The sequence below is a fragment of the Tenacibaculum profundi genome (genome assembly GCF_052050075.1).
In the GTDB taxonomy this organism is placed as follows: Bacteria; Bacteroidota; Bacteroidia; order Flavobacteriales; family Flavobacteriaceae; genus Polaribacter.
In genome coordinates, this window is sequence record NZ_CP197225.1 from 1,623,535 (window position 1) to 1,642,239 (window position 18,705).

Annotated in this window: 19 protein-coding genes and 1 tRNA gene; 13 read left to right on the top strand and 7 right to left on the bottom strand. The window is 30.1% G+C overall.

Going from position 1 to position 18,705, the window contains the following annotated elements; genetic code table 11:
* The first annotated feature begins 88 nt into the window (after positions 1-88).
* The 4 genes from ACSIGE_RS06630 to ACSIGE_RS06645 all read left to right on the top strand — a co-directional run bounded on the left by ACSIGE_RS06630 (position 89) and on the right by ACSIGE_RS06645 (position 3,557).
* Positions 89-742 carry a response regulator gene (locus ACSIGE_RS06630; protein WP_440881982.1) on the top strand — a complete coding sequence of 218 codons (654 nt, stop codon included), beginning with the start codon at positions 89-91 and terminating at the stop codon, positions 740-742.
* Between the two features lie 268 nt (positions 743-1,010).
* Positions 1,011-1,703: a hypothetical protein gene (locus ACSIGE_RS06635; RefSeq protein WP_440881983.1), complete on the top strand. Its 693-nt coding sequence runs from the start codon at positions 1,011-1,013 to the stop codon at positions 1,701-1,703.
* Between the two features lie 4 nt (positions 1,704-1,707).
* Positions 1,708-2,052, top strand: coding sequence for a hypothetical protein (locus ACSIGE_RS06640; protein WP_440881984.1), 345 nt, complete (start codon positions 1,708-1,710; stop codon positions 2,050-2,052).
* Between the two features lie 14 nt (positions 2,053-2,066).
* Entirely contained in the window at positions 2,067-3,557 is a 1,491-nt protein-coding gene (locus ACSIGE_RS06645) for a tetratricopeptide repeat-containing sensor histidine kinase (protein ID WP_440881985.1), read from the top strand.
* Here the strand turns inward: ACSIGE_RS06645 and ACSIGE_RS06650 are convergent.
* Complete coding sequence (locus tag ACSIGE_RS06650) at positions 3,532-4,029, bottom strand: metallophosphoesterase family protein (protein WP_440881986.1); 498 nt, start codon at positions 4,027-4,029, stop codon at positions 3,532-3,534. The genes ACSIGE_RS06645 and ACSIGE_RS06650 overlap by 26 nt on opposite strands.
* A 181-nt stretch (positions 4,030-4,210) precedes the next feature.
* Here ACSIGE_RS06650 and truA point away from each other — a divergent pair, with 181 nt between their 5' ends.
* From truA to ACSIGE_RS06665, 3 genes are all read left to right on the top strand, one after another.
* On the top strand, positions 4,211-4,954 hold the full coding sequence (truA, locus tag ACSIGE_RS06655) for a tRNA pseudouridine(38-40) synthase TruA (RefSeq protein ID WP_440881987.1): 744 nt from the start codon (positions 4,211-4,213) through the stop codon (positions 4,952-4,954).
* The gene (locus ACSIGE_RS06660; protein WP_440881988.1) at positions 4,947-6,710 is read left to right on the top strand and encodes an ABC transporter ATP-binding protein; all 1,764 of its coding nucleotides are present in this window, start codon (positions 4,947-4,949) and stop codon (positions 6,708-6,710) included. Before truA ends, ACSIGE_RS06660 begins: the two co-directional genes overlap by 8 nt.
* A gap of 120 nt (positions 6,711-6,830) precedes the next feature.
* Complete coding sequence (locus tag ACSIGE_RS06665) at positions 6,831-7,298, top strand: hypothetical protein (RefSeq protein WP_440881989.1); 468 nt, start codon at positions 6,831-6,833, stop codon at positions 7,296-7,298.
* 39 nt (positions 7,299-7,337) lie between these two features.
* On the opposite strand, the gene cdaA is transcribed toward ACSIGE_RS06665, so the two are convergent.
* Positions 7,338-8,114, bottom strand: a complete 777-nt coding sequence (cdaA, locus tag ACSIGE_RS06670; protein WP_440881990.1) for a diadenylate cyclase CdaA — start codon at positions 8,112-8,114, stop codon at positions 7,338-7,340.
* A 159-nt stretch (positions 8,115-8,273) separates the two neighbouring features.
* On the bottom strand, positions 8,274-9,092 hold the full coding sequence (gene folP, locus ACSIGE_RS06675) for a dihydropteroate synthase (protein ID WP_440881991.1): 819 nt from the start codon (positions 9,090-9,092) through the stop codon (positions 8,274-8,276).
* A 437-nt stretch (positions 9,093-9,529) separates the two neighbouring features.
* Between folP and ACSIGE_RS06680 the strand changes: the two genes are divergently transcribed.
* The 4 genes from ACSIGE_RS06680 (at position 9,530) to ACSIGE_RS06695 (ending at position 12,361) form a co-directional block, all read left to right on the top strand.
* Positions 9,530-10,075: a DUF1599 domain-containing protein gene (locus tag ACSIGE_RS06680; protein ID WP_440881992.1), complete on the top strand. Its 546-nt coding sequence runs from the start codon at positions 9,530-9,532 to the stop codon at positions 10,073-10,075.
* 18 nt (positions 10,076-10,093) lie between these two features.
* Positions 10,094-11,065, top strand: a complete 972-nt coding sequence (locus tag ACSIGE_RS06685; protein ID WP_440881993.1) for a DoxX family protein — start codon at positions 10,094-10,096, stop codon at positions 11,063-11,065.
* A 215-nt stretch (positions 11,066-11,280) separates the two neighbouring features.
* Entirely contained in the window at positions 11,281-11,652 is a 372-nt protein-coding gene (crcB, locus tag ACSIGE_RS06690; RefSeq protein ID WP_440881994.1) for a fluoride efflux transporter CrcB, read from the top strand.
* A 1-nt stretch (position 11,653) separates the two neighbouring features.
* On the top strand, positions 11,654-12,361 hold the full coding sequence (locus ACSIGE_RS06695) for a crotonase/enoyl-CoA hydratase family protein (RefSeq protein ID WP_440881995.1): 708 nt from the start codon (positions 11,654-11,656) through the stop codon (positions 12,359-12,361).
* Positions 12,362-12,385: 24 nt separating this feature from the next.
* Here the strand turns inward: ACSIGE_RS06695 and ACSIGE_RS06700 are convergent, their stop codons facing one another.
* Complete coding sequence (locus ACSIGE_RS06700; protein ID WP_440881996.1) at positions 12,386-13,000, bottom strand: DUF1684 domain-containing protein; 615 nt, start codon at positions 12,998-13,000, stop codon at positions 12,386-12,388.
* 386 nt (positions 13,001-13,386) lie between these two features.
* On the opposite strand from ACSIGE_RS06700, the gene ACSIGE_RS06705 reads away from it, so the two are divergent.
* Entirely contained in the window at positions 13,387-13,617 is a 231-nt protein-coding gene (locus tag ACSIGE_RS06705) for a hypothetical protein (protein WP_440881997.1), read from the top strand.
* Between the two features lie 135 nt (positions 13,618-13,752).
* A tRNA-Pro gene (locus tag ACSIGE_RS06710) sits at positions 13,753-13,827 on the top strand.
* Positions 13,828-14,284: 457 nt separating this feature from the next.
* On the opposite strand, the gene ACSIGE_RS06715 is transcribed toward ACSIGE_RS06710, so the two are convergent.
* The 3 genes from ACSIGE_RS06715 to ACSIGE_RS06725 form a co-directional block, all read right to left on the bottom strand.
* Positions 14,285-15,592, bottom strand: coding sequence for a M20 metallopeptidase family protein (locus tag ACSIGE_RS06715; protein WP_440881998.1), 1,308 nt, complete (start codon positions 15,590-15,592; stop codon positions 14,285-14,287).
* Between the two features lie 69 nt (positions 15,593-15,661).
* On the bottom strand, positions 15,662-16,252 hold the full coding sequence (locus ACSIGE_RS06720) for a Crp/Fnr family transcriptional regulator (protein ID WP_440881999.1): 591 nt from the start codon (positions 16,250-16,252) through the stop codon (positions 15,662-15,664).
* A gap of 368 nt (positions 16,253-16,620) precedes the next feature.
* Positions 16,621-18,702 carry a beta-N-acetylhexosaminidase gene (locus ACSIGE_RS06725; protein WP_440882000.1) on the bottom strand — a complete coding sequence of 694 codons (2,082 nt, stop codon included), beginning with the start codon at positions 18,700-18,702 and terminating at the stop codon, positions 16,621-16,623.
* Positions 18,703-18,705 lie beyond the last annotated feature (3 nt).

The following is an 18,705-nucleotide window of genomic DNA, read 5'->3' on the forward strand; positions in this document are numbered from 1 at the left end:
AGGGTTTAGTACAAACCCTTAACCTTATCTAGGGATTATGAGTATTGCAAATGAGCTGATTATCAAATAAATTTGTAAAAGCAAACAAATGAGTACAAAGATTAAAGTTCATATAGCCGACGATCACAAAATTCTTATAGAAGGAGTGATGGCTCTTATAAATATAGAGGATGATATTGAAGTAGAAGGCTTCTCTCTCACAGGTAAAGAAGTTATTAATTGGTCTGCCACGAATACTGCGGATGTTTTAATACTTGACATAAATATGCCAGAAATGGATGGTATTGATGTTTTAAAAGTATTTAAGCAACGAGATGTGAGGATTCGCACCATAATACTTTCGAGTTTAAGCGATCCTAAATTAGTACAAGAAATGATAGCCTTAGGTGCTAATGGTTTTTTAGAAAAAAGCTGTGCAAGTGAGTATATTGTGGATGCAATTAGAGCTGTAAACAAAGGATTACAATATTTCAACGAAGACATAAAAAGTAAACTATTTAATCTTTATGTAGCAAGCTCTAAAAGAAACATGGATAAGGATGATTCTCACAAAGATTTAACTGAACGAGAAATAGAAGTTTTAAAGCTAATTGCACAAGAAAAAAGTTCATCCGAAATAGCTGATACATTAAGTATTAGTGTTAAAACTGTCGAATCGTATCGAAGAAATCTATATAAAAAATTAAAAGTAAAAAACGTAGTAGGTTTAGCGATGTATGCGGTTAGGAATAAAATAGTATAGTCCTTTCATTCATATTATCTTTACCCCCAAAGATAATATAGACACTATAACTCCCCTAATTAATTACATCGCTAAGAGCTACAAGTAAAATATTAAATGGTGATGTACGCGTTATTAAAATAACATAGTTTAGAGAACCCCTTCATTTTGTTTTCTTTATCCCCTAATTATGAGAAACGTCCCCCGTATCTCCATCTGTCTACACTAAGTACATCACCTTTTAAAAATATTTCTCATCTATTCTTAAATTATTTAAAATGCCAAAATCATGAAAAAACTTGTTTTATTTTTCCTTTCTTTTAGTACTCTAATTTTAATTTCTTGTTCTTCTAACGAATCAGAAATCATATCAAATACATCACCGAATATTAATAAAGATAAATCTTCTAAAGTACAATCTTATACTATCGATAGAAATCCGGACGGATCCTATTTTATTAATTTCGATACTCCAAAAAACACCAAAATTGATACTTATAAAAATCCTGACAACACTAACGAAATTGTAATATCACAAACACATCACCTAAACAACAATAAAAAGGGTAAAACTCAATTTTTAATAGACGATGAACTACTAAAAATAAACATACTTGAGGCTACGAATAAAAAAAATTCTTATATTACAATCGAAGATGATTTTTACAACAAAAATAAATCTGATAAACCAAAATTCTTAAATGATTATAGTTTGACGAAAAATACGGATGGTAGTTTTACGTTAAACTTTGAAGTAAAGGATAATGTTATCGCTGATTTTATATACAACGAGAAAAATAAAACTCATGAAGTTCATTTAAAATCAGGCAAGTCAAAAAATAAGTATTTCTCAAGAAATATTAATGTATCCGATAAAAAAATTCTAAAAATAGATTTTGTTAATCATAAATACAACAAAAAAAGTAAACGCATTCATATTAATAAAAAGCCTAGGCAAATAATTGAGGAAGTTTTCATATAAATAAATGGAAAAAAAAATATTTATAACTTTTATATTGATCTTGTTTACGTTGTTTATTACTTATAACAAGATTGGTCTTACAAAAACTAGAACCGCTTCAAATGCGGTTCTTTCTAATAACATCAAAATCAAAGATTCTACCCCTATTGGTATAGATTCTATAAAAAAACTACTTAATTCTAAAAAATATTCAAACGCACTCAAACATACGCTTTTAGCACTAGACCATAGCAAGCAAGAAAAGAATTTAGAATTATCATATAAACTCAATAATATTATAGGCGACATTTTTAGGGAAATTCGCAGCTATGAAAAAGCCTTATCTTATTATAATAAGGCCCTGATATAAATAAAAAAATTAAATTGACACGTGATCAATTTACAGAGAACGGGAATCTAACACACCATATTAACACTAATTACCTAAACATTTTATTAAAAAAAGGAGCAGCTCATCATTCATTAGACCATATTGACAGTGCTAAATACTTTTATAAAAAACTAATTAAAAGCTCTTTAGAAAACAACAAAGTACTTTATTTAAAATCTAAAGCCTATAACAATCTCTCTAATTTATTTTATTATTACCCAAAAGGGAGAGATTATAAGAAAGCTGAAGAATATGCTCTAAAAGCAATTAATATTAAAGAAAAATTAGGAGATAAAGCCTCTCAAGCTGCCTCAATAGCTAGTCTTGCTAGTATATATATCGAACAAGAACAATATGAGAAGGCAAGGAAGTTCTACCTAAAAGCAATTAATTTAATTGAAAATAATAACGATCTAAAATCTTTGAGATTTAAAGAGGTATTTTTTGAAAATCTATCATGGGCTATGTACAATCAAAAAAACTACAAGGCTTATGACTATTTAGATAAATCTATTAATCTTCGTGATAGCCTCAAAGACACAGAAATAAAAGAGATCTTGTTAAGCATAGAAAGTAAGCATAAAGAGAATTTGGAAAAACAAAAAATTTCGTTGGTCAAAAACCAGACAACTCTTTTAAAACAAAGAAAAACAGTTACGACTTATCTTTTTGCTGCCATTACCCTTTTAACACTAGTCATATCTGCTGTTGTTATCTACAATATTCGTTTGCGTCAACGTAATCTAAAATTAAAACTTGAACAAAGTAAATTAGTTGAAAAACAAAAAATTGATCACTTAAAATCAGAAGCACAAGTAAAAATATTAAATGCAGCAATTGACGGAAAAGAAACAGAAAGAAAGCAAATAGCAGAAACATTGCATGATAGTGTAAGTGCATTATTGTCTTCTGCCAACATGCATTTACATGCATCAAAAAGACAGTTTAATGGTGAAATCCCCATTGAATTACACAAAGCACAAGAGATCATTCTAGAAGCATCACAAAAAGTACGAGATCTTTCACATAACTTAGTTTCTCCTGTTCTTCTAAAGTTTGGATTAGGATATGCTATTAAAGATATTGCCAAAAAATATTCAAATATAGAGCTTGAATTTCATGCTGAAATAACTAATATAAACCGTTATAATCAAGAATTTGAAATAAAACTATACAACGTAATACATGAACTTATAAATAATATTCTAAAACATAGTAGAGCTTCTAATGCTTATATTATACTCACTGATCAAAACAACTTTCTGTCGGTTCGTATTGAAGATGATGGAATTGGATTTGACTGTAAAGAACGTAATAGTAGTAGAAATAAAGGAGGATTAGGTCTAAATCAAGTCGAAGCAAGAATACAAATGATGAATGGAAACTTTCTTGTTGAATCAAGGCTGGATGAAGGATCTAAGATAACTTTTTCAGTACCCGTTCAAAATAACCTACAAACTAGTTTCGTTTACCCAACTCAATAATTTCTAAATTTTTAATTTGACCACCATCTAATTCAAATCGAAGCATTGTTCGTGTTTTATGAAAGCCATGTTTTCCAATTGCTCCTGGGTTTAAGTGTAATAAATTATATTCTTGGTCAAACTGGACTTTTAAAATATGAGAATGCCCACAAATAAACAGGTTTGGCCTAGAAGATGCTATTATTTCTTTTACCCTTGCCTTATATTTATTAGGATATCCCCCAATGTGAGTCATAAAGACCTTTACCCCTTCTAAAACAAAAATTATATCTTCGTGAAATTCTATTCTAACATCTTTATCATCAATATTTCCGTAAACAGCTCTTAAAGGTTTATTTTTTCGTATTTTTTCAGTTACCTCAATACTCCCAATATCCCCTGCATGCCACACCTCATCAGCTTTTTTTACATATTTTAAAATCTGTTCATCCATGAAACTGTGTGTATCTGACATTAATAATATTTTCTTCATTCAACACTTCTTTTTAAAATGATATCCCTGTATTTATATGCTACAAAACTACCCAAAATAGTGTAAATACGTTCTGCTATTTTTCATAAAATAAGTATGCTCCATAAAATTATAATAGAAAAAATTGTATTTATTTTTTCATTTTAAATTCCATAATTTTGCATATTAAACTATACAGCTATTGCGTTACTTTATTGAACTATCATACAATGGAAAAAATTATCATGGATGGCAGGTACAACCGCATTCTATTTCAATACAAGAAAAGCTAAATAAGGCTATTTCTACAATTCTCCAAGAACCTGTAAATGTAATAGGAGCTGGTCGAACAGATGCTGGTGTGCATGCATCACAAATGTATGCACATTTTGATACGAATAAAATACTGAAAGCTAACTTTTCTTTCAAGTTAAACGCACTATTACCAAATGACATTGTCATTCATAACACTACCTTGGTTAAAGATGACTCTCACGCTAGGTTTGATGCAATCAGTAGAAGTTATGAGTATAGAATATGGTTGGGCAGAAATCCGTTTTTATTAGATACAACTTGGCAGCTTCTATACACTGACATAAATATAAATGCAATGAACGATGCTGCAAAAATTTTATATCAATATGAAAATTTTCAGTGTTTTTCAAAAGTTAAAACTGATGTAAAAACATTTAACTGTAAAATAACGAGCGCTAATTGGGTTTTAACAGGGAATAGTCTTACATTTTATATATCGGCTGATAGATTTTTACGAAATATGGTAAGGGCCATTGTAGGAACTTTACTTGATATTGGTTTACAAAAAAAGCAATCTGAGGATATGAAAAAAATTATTGAAAGTAAAAATAGAGAGAATGCAGGTGCATCAGTTCCAGCAAAAGGCCTATTTTTAACAAATGTTTCATATAACTATAAACTAGGTGAGTAAAAATTCAGGAAAAGCATTTGATATTAGAATTTTTTCAAGGTTAATGAACTTTGCAAAAAATTATAAATTAAAATTTACTATTGCAGTATCATCAACTGTACTTTTGGCTGTAGCTGCTGCTGCTGACCCTTATATTTTAATTCATGCAATTAATGATTTCAGCAAAACAAAAAACCTTACCGAACTAATAAACAATTCGGTTCTCTTACTTATAATACTTTTAATTCAGGTAACCTTACAATTCTCTTTTATTTACTATGCCAACTGGGTTGGCCAGCATATTATTAGGGATATAAGAATCAAAGTTTTCCAAAAAATACTGGCTTTCAAAATGGGATACTTTGACAAAAACTCTGTTGGGAAATTAGTCACTAGAGTTGTATCAGATATTGAAACTATTGCTACCTTTTTTACTCAAGGTGTGTTTATGATAGTAAGTGATATTTTAAAAATGATTATAGTGACCATCCTTATGCTTATTATAAACTGGAAACTTACTTTTATCGCACTTGCCGTTTTACCTATTCTAATCTATGCAACAAAATTATTTCAAATAGCCATAAAAGCTACTTTTCAAGACGTAAGAAATCAAGTAGCGAACCTTAATAGCTTTATTCAGGAACGTGTTACTGGTATGAAAATAGTGCAATTATTCAATCGTGAAAAAATTGAATACAAGAACTTCATAGAAATAAACGATAAGCATAAAAAAGCACATATAAAAACTGTTTGGTATTATTCCATATTCTTTCCAATTGCAGAAATTTTATCCTCTATTGCAATCGGTTTAATAGTTTGGTATGGAGGCTTTCAAGTTATAAAAGACTCTAATGTTTCTCTTGGTTCCATTATAGGCTTCATTAAAATGGCCCAAATGCTTTTTAGACCACTACGCCAAATTGCAGATAAATTTAATCAACTTCAAATGGGAATTGTTTCAGGAGAACGTGTTTTCCAAATTATTGATACCGAAAGTACTATTGATAAAAGTGGTACAACTCCAGCGAATAATCTAAAAGGTCATATTTCTTTTTCGAATGTTCATTTTAGTTATGTTAAAGAAACTGAAGTTTTAAAAGGTATTAGTTTTGATGTAACTGAAGGGCAAACTATTGCAATAGTTGGATCAACTGGTGCTGGCAAATCAACTATTATAAACTTAATCAGTAGATTTTACGAAATTGATAGTGGCCAAATTTATGTAGACTCTATTCCCGTTAGTGAATATGATATTTCTTCTTTAAGAAGTAAGGTCGCTATTGTTTTACAAGATGTGTTTTTATTTTCAGATACAATATTTAATAATATTACTCTAAATGATAATTCTATCTCCCTAAAAGAAGTTAAAATAGCCGCCAAAAAAATTGGAATTCATGAGTTCATAATGAGTTTGCCTAATAATTATAATTATAATGTTAAAGAAAGAGGAAGCATGCTGTCATCTGGTCAACGTCAGCTAATTGCTTTTTTAAGAGCCTATGTTAGTAAACCTAGCATTTTAATACTAGATGAAGCAACTTCTTCCGTGGACTCTTATTCTGAGCAAATGATTCAATTTGCTACAGATCAAATAACTAAAAACAGAACTTCTATTGTAATAGCACATAGACTTGCTACAGTAAAAAAAGCTGATAAGATTATTGTAATGGATCAAGGAAAAATAGTGGAACAAGGCAATCATTTAGAGCTTCTTAAAATATCAAATGGATACTACAAAAAATTATATGAAGTTCAATTTAATGAAGTGTCAAGTTAGCCTTTATAAAATATATTAATTAAACTATTTTTTAACTTAATTAAATACTCTCATTGTTTGTTTCATTCAATCAAATGATTACATTTGTTTTTCAATCTTAAAACTAAAAATCACAAGATCATGAAGAAAGTAATTCTATCAGCTTTGATCGTAAGTTCAGTACTTGCGACCTCATGTAAACAAGCTAAAGAAGAAACTAAAAACGCTGTAGAAGCCGCAGTAGAAAAAACAGAAGGAGCTGTTGATAAGGTATCTGAATCTGTTGGAGACGCAGCTACGAAAGTTGCTGAAAAAACGGAAGAAGTAGCCGGTGAGGTTGCAAAATCTATCGAATCTGTTTTAGATGGTGTATCAATACCTAGTTTTGACAACAAAGAAGTAGAAGATCATTTAAAAAATTATGCTACTTATGCTAAAGAGTGTATTGCTGCTAAAGGAGATGCTCTAAAAAGTGCCTCTATTGCAAAAAAAGGCGCTGAATTGGCGAGTAAAGGTGCTGAATTAATAAAAAATTTAGACGCCGAAAGTAAGGAAAAATTCAACAGCGTAATGAGTGCTATTCAAGCTAAAATGTCCGCTTCCAAATAAAATAAATTATCATAAAAAAGGTTCTTAACAGAACCTTTTTTATGTAACTACATCTTTATCTAATTTTTTAATTAGTTCCTCGACTGTATCATACAATACAAATTCTCCGTCTTTTATATAGGATATTTCGCCAGTTTCCTCAGAAACGACAATACACAAAGCATCTGTTCTTTCCGATACTCCGATAGCAGCCCGGTGACGCAATCCAAATCTAAGTGGTATCTGTGAATTTTCAGCTATGGGTAAAATGACCCTTGTAGCAATAATATAATTATCTCTAATTATAATGGCACCGTCATGTAAAGGACTATTCTTATAGAAAATACTTTCAAGGATGGCAATGTTTACTTGTGCATTCATTTTATCGCCTGTATTGACCAGAAAGTCTAAATTATTCGTTCGCTCTATAACAATTAAAGCACCTGTTTTGGTCTTCGATAAATTAACAGAGGCCTTTAATATGGTATCAGCTTCTATTTCAACACTAATTTCTGATTTTAAAAACTTTAATTGATTAAGAAGACTTCGCTTAGTAGAAAAATTTGTAGTGCCAATCATCAACAAAAACTTTCTAATTTCTTGTTGAAAAACAATCAATAAAGCAATAACTCCTCCTGATAAGAGATATCCTAGTATTCCACTTAACATTTCCATATGCAATGTTTGCGTAATTTTCCAAATTACAAAAATCAATGCAATGCCAATGACTATATTTATCGCTACAGTACCCTTTAGTAATTTATAAGCATAATACATAAGACCTGCTACCAGTATAATATCCAATACATCTAAAATAGAAAAATCAATAAAATTCAAACCAAAATAGCTTTTAACTGTCTGGTAAATGTACTTATTTTATTCGAAGTAATGCTATAGCTTTTGTTCAGTAAATATATTAGTAATGAGAGGTTACTCAAGAGTTATCAGTCTAAATAAAATTCAAGTGCAACAAAAGTACACAATAATTGATATAAATTAAAGATAACTCACAACTTTAATTGCTTCAACCGCTGGCTTTACATCATGAACTCTTAAAATATTAGTTCCGTTCAACAAAGCGATAGTATTGGCAACTGTGGTGGCGTTTAAGGCTTCAATTGCAGTTATCTCGAGTGGCTTATATAGCATAGATTTCCTCGAAACTCCCGTTAAAATAGGAGCCTCCAAGTTAGAAAACAATGCTAATTTTTTTAATAACTCGTAATTATTTTCTAAAGTTTTTCCAAATCCAAATCCAACATCAATAACAACATCTTTTACTTGTAACTCCCTTAACCTTGATATTTTATCAGAAAAATAAAAGATTAGTTCTTTCACTATATCATTATAGTTAGGATTAGACTGCATACTCTGCGGAACGCCTTGCATATGCATTAAAATATAAGGCACTTGAAGTTCGGCTACTTTTTTAAACATATTCTCATCCATTTCACCTCCTGAAATATCGTTAATAATTGCAGCTCCTGCTCTTATTGTTTCTTCGGCAACACGACTACGAAATGTATCTATAGAAATTAAAATACCAGGAAACTCTGCTAGAATTGAGGAAACTGTAGCAACAACTCTTTTTAACTCTTCTTCTTCAGAAATATGTTTTGCCCCTGGTCTTGAGGAATACCCTCCAACATCGATAAAAGTAGCGCCTTCTTCAACCATTTTTTCAACCTGTAACAATACTTCTTTTTCGTTCTTATACTTACCTCCGTCATAAAAAGAATCTGGGGTTAAATTAAGTATTCCCATTACTTTTGGTGAACTCAAGTCAACCAACTTACCTTTGCAATTAATCGTCATCTACTAAATTTTTAATTTGTTTGGTAATTATTTTCTATATTTTAATCTTTTTATGATCTTAATTTACTTCAAAACCGCTTTTATATTATTGTTTTATCTAAATAGCTTATGTATTAATTGAATTGTTAGCTTCGTATAATTCCACACTACAAAATAACTTTAGTTTTACCTGATTGATTCAGCTATTATTTCTAATTAGCAATTGCTAAGCATTGTGTAATAATTATTGTTTTCAATACTATTTCTATCTTGTTTTTTTTTGCAAAAAAACACTTAAATTGTTGACTTCAATTTCTTTTGATAAAGAAATTTATTTAATTTAATACAAGAAACCATGATATTTTTTACCTTTAAAGACATAATTAATTTATTACACAAAAGTAAAGGAAAACCTATTTGATTTCTTATTTTTACGGTATTATTTCAGAATTAAAAAAATGAAGGACACATCAAATCAATACAATACCGTTGTAAAACAGTGTAAAGACTTATTTGTCAAAAAGATGGCTGATTATGGCGTTGCTTGGAGAATTTTGAGACTTCCTTCTTTAACGGATCAAATTTTTATCAAGGCACAACGTATCAGACAGCTTCAAGAGAATTCTTTGAGAAAAGTAGATGAAGGAGAAGTATCTGAATTCATAGGTATTATAAATTACTCTGTTATGGCTCTCATTCAAATTGAATTAGGGCATGCAGATCAACCTGACTTACTTAATGAAAAAGCTATTGAGCTTTACCATAAACACATTTCATTAACCAAAAAGTTAATGGAAAATAAAAATCATGACTATGGAGAAGCTTGGAGAGACATGAGAGTTTCATCTCTAACCGATCTAATATTACAAAAACTTCTTCGAGTAAAACAGATAGAAAATAACAAAGGAAAAACCATTATTTCAGAAGGAATCAACGCAAACTATCAAGACATCATTAATTATGCTATTTTTGCTTTAATTCACCACTCTGAATCAGATAGTTAAAAAATAAAAATCCCTATTATGATACTAAAAATAACCACCCATATTTCTAGAGTACTTGTCGGAGTATTATTTATTTACTCTGGCTTTGTTAAACTAGTTGACCCTATAGGTTCACAGTTTAAATTTGAAGAATACTTTAGTGAAAGTGTCTTGAATCTTGAATTCCTAATTCCTTTTGCACTTCCTTTTTCAATTTTATTAATTATTTCAGAACTTGCCCTAGGTATTATGCTACTGGTTGGATATAAACCGAAATTTACTGTTTGGAGTTTATTTGGTCTTAACCTAATTTTCTTATTCTTAACATGGTACTCATACACATACAATAAAGTAACTGACTGTGGATGTTTTGGAGATGCTGTCAAACTCACTCCAAAAGAAACATTTTATAAAAACGTCATATTTATGTTTTTCATTGTCGCTTTAATCTTAGGGCTTAAGCATATCCAAGCTATTGTATCAAATAAGTTTGCTTCTATTGCTTCTATTGCCTCTATTGCCATATCTCTTGTTATAGTAAATCACGTTCTAAATCACTTACCAATAATTGATTTTAGAGCGTATTCGATAGGTACCGATATAGCAGATAATATGGAATACAAAGAGAACGGAGAAATTCCTCCAATTCATGATTTTATGATTGAAACGGATGATGGAGATCAAATGGAAGCAATGCTTGCTCATGATAAAGCAATGTTAATCATGATGTACAACTTTGACAAAACGGAAGAAAAAGGTATTGCCCCTGTTGCAGAAATTGCAAAGGCCGCAAACGATAAAGGTTATCAAATCTATGTTTTAACAGCTTCATATATAGAAGATTTAGAGGCCACCCAAAGTAAGTATAATTTACCTTATCCTTTTGGTTTCTGTGATGAAACTGCCTTAAAAACAGCCATTAGAGGAAATCCTGGAATTATGACTGTAGAAAAAGGAATTATAAAAGGAAAATGGAATTGGACAGATGCTGAGGAAGTAATCTTAAAATAAAAATTCTAATCATGATCAATAAATTGGCTTACTATCTTCAATGACAGTAAGTCTTTTTTTTAATGATTGTTATAATTCTCCTTACTTAAAAAAGGATTACTTTTCCTTTTATAAAACAACATCAGTTTTCCACAAATAATTAAATATCTTTTGTTATGAAAGTATCTTATTATTATCCTTAGTTCTAAGTAAGAGTTTTAGTATATTCGCGAATAATGAAACAGTTCATCTTAGTTTTTTTAGGAGGAGGTATAGGAAGTGCTTTACGTTATTTTATAAGTAAACTTTTGAATAATACTCCAAATAGCATTCCTTATGGAACTTTTGCAGTTAACATACTTGGTAGCTTTTTAATTGGATTGATATTAGGGTATGCTACAAAAAATCAATCATTAACCCATAGCCAGACGTTATTTTTAGCAACTGGATTTTGTGGTGGCTTTACTACTTTTTCTTCCTTTGCTTTTGAAAATCATACTTTCTTAAAGTCGGGAGATTTTCTCTTATTCTTTACCTATACCCTATCTAGCTTAACTCTTGGATGTCTTGCTGTTTTTGGCGCAATTTTTATAACTAAAATAGTTTAACATGGATAAACTTACACAATATAAAGAGGATAGCAATTATGCAATCATTACACTTAATAATGGAAAAGTAAATGCTATTTCTCACCAAGTCATTGATGAATTGAATGCTGCATTAGACAGGGCAGAAAGTAATAAAAAGGTTGTTATATTAACAGGAAAGTCAGGTATTTTCTCAGGAGGATACGATTTAAAATCAATGATGACTTCTCCTGAATCAGCTCTTGAGTTGGTTACACGAGGATCTCAATTAGCATTAAAGATGTTACGCTTTCCGCTCCCTATAATTGCAGCATGTAATGGTCATGCCATTGCCAAGGGGGCTTTTTTACTTTTGTCAGCGGATTACAGGCTCGGTATTGACGGACAATTTAAAGTTGGGTTAAATGAAGTTATGATTGGTATGACAATGCATAATGCAGGAATTGAAATTGCGAAAGGCAGATTAAGCCCTGTGTTTTTGGAAAGAAGTGTTAATAATGCCGAAATTTATACCCCTAAAGAAGCAATTCATGCTGGTTTTCTAGATAAAATCGTCCCATCAGATGATATATTACTTCCCACTGCAATTAAGGTTGCTGAAATGTTTGGACAGTTGAATCTAAAAGCTCATGCTGAAACAAAACTAAAGGTAAGAGCTAAATACTTAAAAAGTATAGAAGAGGCAATTCAAAAAGATCTTAAAGAAGGACTGACACCTCCTTCAAAATAAAAAAAGCCCTCAAATAAGGGCTTTTTATTTTTTATAAATCATTACACCTGCTTTGATCTCTATATCAAGATAATTCTCTCTTGGTATAATAGGGCAAGAATAGTTTTCATTATAAGCGCAATAAGGATTATATGCATTATTAAAGTCGATGGTTATACTTCCATCAATTGCTATGTCACTTGTTTGAATATCTACAAACCTACCTCCTCTATACGAATAAGTTCCATTCGTTTTGTCCAAAAAAGGTAAAAAAAGATGTTGTTCAAATCCTCTTATTGGAAACTCATCCTTATAAACATTCAATTTTAAAGAGTTATTATCAATTGTAAAATAAAGCTCTCCATATTTTCTATAAACTACTACCCTCTCGGTTGTTGTTGGAAAGCTTTTTGGTGGTTCATTAGATGTTCTTACAAATTTTCCAACAACCTTATATTTTTCATCCACAGGGAAAAAATTCAATTCCTTAAATTTTTTTAATGCTCTTTTAGTTAAAGGTGTAGTAGAAGCGTCTTTAAATTTACGATTCATTTTTATTTGAAAAGCTGTCTTGCCGGCAACCTGCTTTTTATCTTGTGAGCTACAAGAGGTAAAAAAAACAGGGAATAGTAATATAAGTAATCGCTTATGTTGTTTCATGTTATAACTTAATTATAATGCTAAAATAACTCTTAAAATTAATTTCTATCAATTCTATTACATAGGATTTTTAAATTGCATCAAATAAATCTATATTTGTTGCGTTTATAAGAAATAATTATTATATTTGAGTTAATTGCATTAGAAATCAAGAAATCTACACTTAACTTATTGCACTCAATAATAAAAATTTATTACAAAATAAAATATTTTGATTATTTTTTAACATAAAAAAATCAAAGATAACTATATATTTGAACCCCATTTTTGTCATTATTATCATGATTACAAAATGAATTAAAATAGAGATTTATAGTATTTAATTAATTCGATAATGATATAAAACGGTGAAAAATGGTTTATAATTTAATACGAAAGAAGGAAATATGAATACAGAGTTAATTAGTAAAGCAGAAGAATTTGAAAATAGAAAATTCAAATTTGTTACTACCAGTGATAGAATTGTAGCTTCCAGAGAAGCAAAAGCTTTAATTTTGGAAATTAACGAAGTTTATAAAGAAACAAAAGATGTAACGTTAATGGACTTAATGAAGCGTTTGACTGTAGTAAAACAAAAAATAGAAAAAAGATTAAAAGGAGCACCGCTAACGGTTTAAATACTAAATCTAAATTTTAACCGTTAATATGATTAAGTTGTTAGAAGTTTTTAAAAGCTTCTCTCAAACAAAATTTATTCTTGAAAAAAAATCTAGGTTTACTCCTAGATTTTTTATTACTTTTGCCCCAGCCATCGGGATGTAGCTTAGTCCGGTTAAAGTGCTGGTCTGGGGGACCAGAGATCGAAGGTTCGAATCCTTTCATCCCGACTATCTTTTTGTAAAAAATTAAGAATAGTGTATTTAAAAATACTTCTCTTTTATTTTATCATACGTTCACTATTTACTAAGATTAAGGACTTAAGACACTTACTCTTTTAAGTCCACTCCTTAAACTGATCATAAATCCATTTTTTAGCCATAAAAGTAAAAACTGTAATAAATTTGACCTTTAAAAAATCTCAAAAATAAATTCTAAATACAAACTAGTTTTGTTTATTGACAGCAGTAACTAAACTACGTTGCTTGAAATCTTGTTATAACAACTACAATTTCGAATTCGGATTTTGAACTTAACCTGAAATAAATTATCATATTTCTGCATCGCTACTACTCCAAAGCTTCTTTTTTTATTAATTATAAATGGTCAATTCATGATTATAAAATAGCTTTAAAAATACTATACCCATGTAATAGTTTTGTTTTTATTAGTTTGCTATTTCCTTCCCTATTTTTCATTGACTCTTTTCATAAGTAACGAACTAAATGCGGTTACTCCAACTTTTATTACATTCGTATCTACAGTGAAATTGGGTGTATGGGGCATAGCTATCATCCCCTTTTTAAAATTTGAACCACCGATAAAAAAATATACACTAGGAATTTCTTTTTGAAAATACGCGAAATCATCTCCTCTACCATCAGGGATTACTCCGTACAAGGGAATTGTTGTAATCAAGGAACTCTTATTTTTCGATAGAATTTCAATAGCCTTTTCCACTAAAAAAGCGTTATTTGTTATGTTTGCTCTTTCTTTCGAATAAACAAACTTACTAGAGTTAAATTCGACTTTCTTTAATTTTTTAGCATAACGTGAAAATGCAATTTGTTGTTGTAATTGATGTCGAGCCCCTTCCATCAATTTTTTATTGCTTGCACTCAAATAACCGCTAATCGTAATTGTTTTATTGTTTTCAATTACCTCGAAATTCTCTTGCACCGTGATAAAGTCTTTAAAGATAGTTTTAGGACTCCCAATACCTATATCAGGACGCATTAAATTATCCATTCTCCAAAAATCACTATTTGGTGTCACATTCTGTAAATCTGACAAAATATTTTTAGTGTACGTTATCAATTCATCATTAAACTTCGTCTTTTTGAAGGTAATGTTAATTTGTTTATAATCCGCAAAAAGATATCCTTTTTTTGAAGCTATCAGACCAACAGGCATTGGCGAAATGTGAGCTGCATAAATCTCATCTGGTTGTATAATATCCAACAAACCATCGGCTAACATAGCTCTAGCTCCCTTATAATTTTCTTCAGAAGGCTGAAAAATAAAATATACTGTACCTTGAATATAACTTTTTCTTTTCGCTAAAATAGTAGCTATTCCTAAAGCTATTGTAGTATGAACATCATGCCCGCAATAATGAGCCGCATTACTATTTTCTGTATGGAGTTCATTTTCAATATGTTTATGATTTGATATTGCGTCCATATCTGCGCGCCAAGCTATTTTTTTTCCTTTTTTACCCTCATTCAATATCCCTACAACACCATACCCCCCTATATTTGTTTTAACTTCTAAACCTAAACTCACTAAATATTTCTCAATAAAAGAAGAGGTTATTTTCTCTGTACCTGCCAATTCAGGATTATTATACAAATACTTTCTAACCTCTAATAATTCTTGATATAAAGAGTCTGAAATAGTTTCTATCGTTGTCCCATTTTGTGCATTGAGATTAACGCTAAAAAAGATAATTACTGTTAAAAAAACGCATTTAATAAAAATATTTAATTTTTCCATAATTTTTAAATCTAATACTACAAATTTGAGAATCTGCTACTAAATGCACCTGACACATTTGTGACATAATTACTTCTTTACCAACTTTCCTCGAATTCGACTTAACGACTGACGCTCCACACCTAAAAAAGAAGACAGGTGTGTTAAACTTATCCGATTGGTGAGTTCTGGATTGTTTTGGATAAACTCTAAGTAACGCTCCTCTGCAGTATTGAACAAGAAACTTTCTACCCTATCTGTCAAAACATTAAGCACCTTTTCAGCGATAAGTCTTCCATACATTTGACCATTAGAAAACTTTTGATAACTCTCTATTATTTTTTCGTAGGGTAATAATAGAATTATGGAAGGCTCTAAGCATTGAATATAATATTTTGTTTGTCGTTGCTGTAAAAATGCTGGATAATCGGTAACATATTCATTTTCAGACACAAAACCAGTAGTAATATCTCTTCCTTTTTGATTTATATAATACCTTCTTAAAAGACCTTTAGAGACATACCCCATTTCTCTTTGAATACTGCCTTCTTTTAAATAAAATGACTTCTTACGGTATTCTTGGATATTTATATGCGGCCGAATAAATGCAAGTTCTTCTTTTGTTGCATACTTGAATTCTTGAAGATATTCAGAAATATATGCATTGTATTTTTCCTCCATAACAGACAAACTTATTGGTTAATTCAATGATTTAAAATCATCATAATAAAAACAATCTTTTTCTTTTACTGTAATTTCAAGTATAAATGGAAACACAATATTTTAGCACTTTAATTGTATTTTTTCAAATGTAAATATTTTTTTGTCAAAATTTTAAAAATTATTTTAGAGCTATGATCTAAATTTATCAAAAATATTGTAATTACTTTACAAAACAGAAAGAAGAGTTCTCAAATTTTAATATAAATAATTCTATAAACCTTTAACGCTTATAGAATATAATATCTTTCCTAAAAATAAAGTCAAACCTCAATCGATTCTTTAATATTCCTCTTTCAATCAGCAAACAAAACAATCATTTAAATAAACTACTTTAACACATTGTTAGTCTTAATACTATTAAAAAACTTTTGTATACTTGGCATTGCTGCCAATTCAGTGTCTACTAATGGCTTTTCTAATTCTTGTATCGACTCCTCTAGATCTTGAAGCATTAATTTAGTTACTTCCGTTTTCTCCTGAAGAATTTCTAAGCATATTGTAGAAAGCTTATTTAAATGGTAATAATGGATTTCTAATTCATTCAATATTGGATTCTTCTTTAAAGTTTTAAACTTTAAATATCCATCTCTCCATGCTGCAAAATATGATTGTAATTCAGTATTTTTAATCATATTGGGCTGCTTAATATAAGAATCAACTAGTAATTGAAAACTATGAACCATTGAAGCATCAGCCGTACAAGCATCAGCAAATAAGGTAAAAGGCGAAAATGTTTTATACTCAGTTCCACCTTTATTTCTCGTATAAATTTTTAATGGCTCGTATATAGAAGTAAGAATTTTCAAGGATTCAATTTCTTCTGACTTGGAGATATTTCTTAAAATTTGTTCTCTAAAACTATAATGCTTTAGCCCCAACTCCTCTAGTTGAAAACTCACTTTAGACAATCGTTTACGCATATTTTCTAGATTTTTCACTTTTTTAGGAGACCAAAATCTTTCAGCTATAGCAGCTGTTCTAGGCCAAATTCTAGAATCAATCGTTAAAGGAGTCACCAACTCACTCCACATAGTTACCTCACCTCCTAAAACTCTACTTTTCTCTTCACTTGTTAAGAAACTATCTCCTACTGGATCAAAAAGATAGTGGTGGTCTACTGATTGTACCCTATCAATATAATAATCATTTGATAAAACTGCTTGGTATCCTTTTTTAACAGCTTCAACCAAAGTTCCTTCTTTAAATCCTTCATTAATACCTCTCCATGAATGAATAATCGCACTTTTAGGCATTCCATCAGTCATGATCTCATCCCATCCCATTAGTTTCTTACCGTACTTTTTGAGTATTTTTTGAAGCTTTACATTGAAATAGGTTTGTAATTCATGATTATTCTTTAATCCTTTTTCTAACTTAAACTTCTGAATATTCTTATTTTCATCCCAATGAATCCCTTCGTTTTCATCTCCTCCAATATGAAAATATTCGTCTGGAAATAATGGAGCTATTTCGGCAAATAGACTATCTAAAAACACATACACTTCAGGTTCTATCGGATTTAATGTCGGATTAAAAATTCCTGAAAATCGCTCTATTTCGTATGTAAAATCTTTTTTACTGCTTAATTCAGGATATGCGGTTAAGATAGCCGTAGCATGACCAGGAACATCGATTTCCGGCACTACTCTTATCCCTCGTTTATCAGCATACGTAACCAAGTCTTTTATTTGATTTTTTGTGTAAAAAAAGCCATCTGAGCCCAATTCATGTAATCTAGGGTAGTGACTCGACTCAACCCTAAAACCTTGATCATCGGACAAATGCCAATGAAAAACATTCATTTTCATTGAGGCCATGGCATCTATATTTCTTTTTAAAACCTCTATTGGATGAAAATGTCTTGAAACATCAATCATTAAACCTCTCCAATCAAATCTTGGATAATCCTCAATCTCGACTCCCTTGAAAAAGAAAGCTGTATCATTATAATCAATTAATTGCATCAATGTTTCAAGTCCTCGAAGAGCCCCAATATCTGTATTTGCTAAAACCTCAACAACATCTTTCTTCACACGTAACTTATAAGATTCATCTGATCTTAGTTTTAACTCAGACATTTCTTTAAAAGTTACTTGAACGGTAGCTTTTTTAGAATTTACTATCGGAAATCCTTCATTTATAAAAACACCTGTTCTATTACTAATCCTCCTGATAATGTTGGTAGCATACTCATAAACACGCCCTTCTTTTTTATGGATAGAAATTATAAAATCTTTTGTAATATGAACAGTATTTTCATTCGCCTTAATTTGTTGCGGCCAAGGCATTAAATCATATTTGTTCGCTAGTTGATGCTGACCTCGCATTGATAAAGAAAGAAATAGCAAACCTACTATAACACTTTTCCACATATAATCTATTTCAATTCTTTTAGAAGTAATTAACATTTT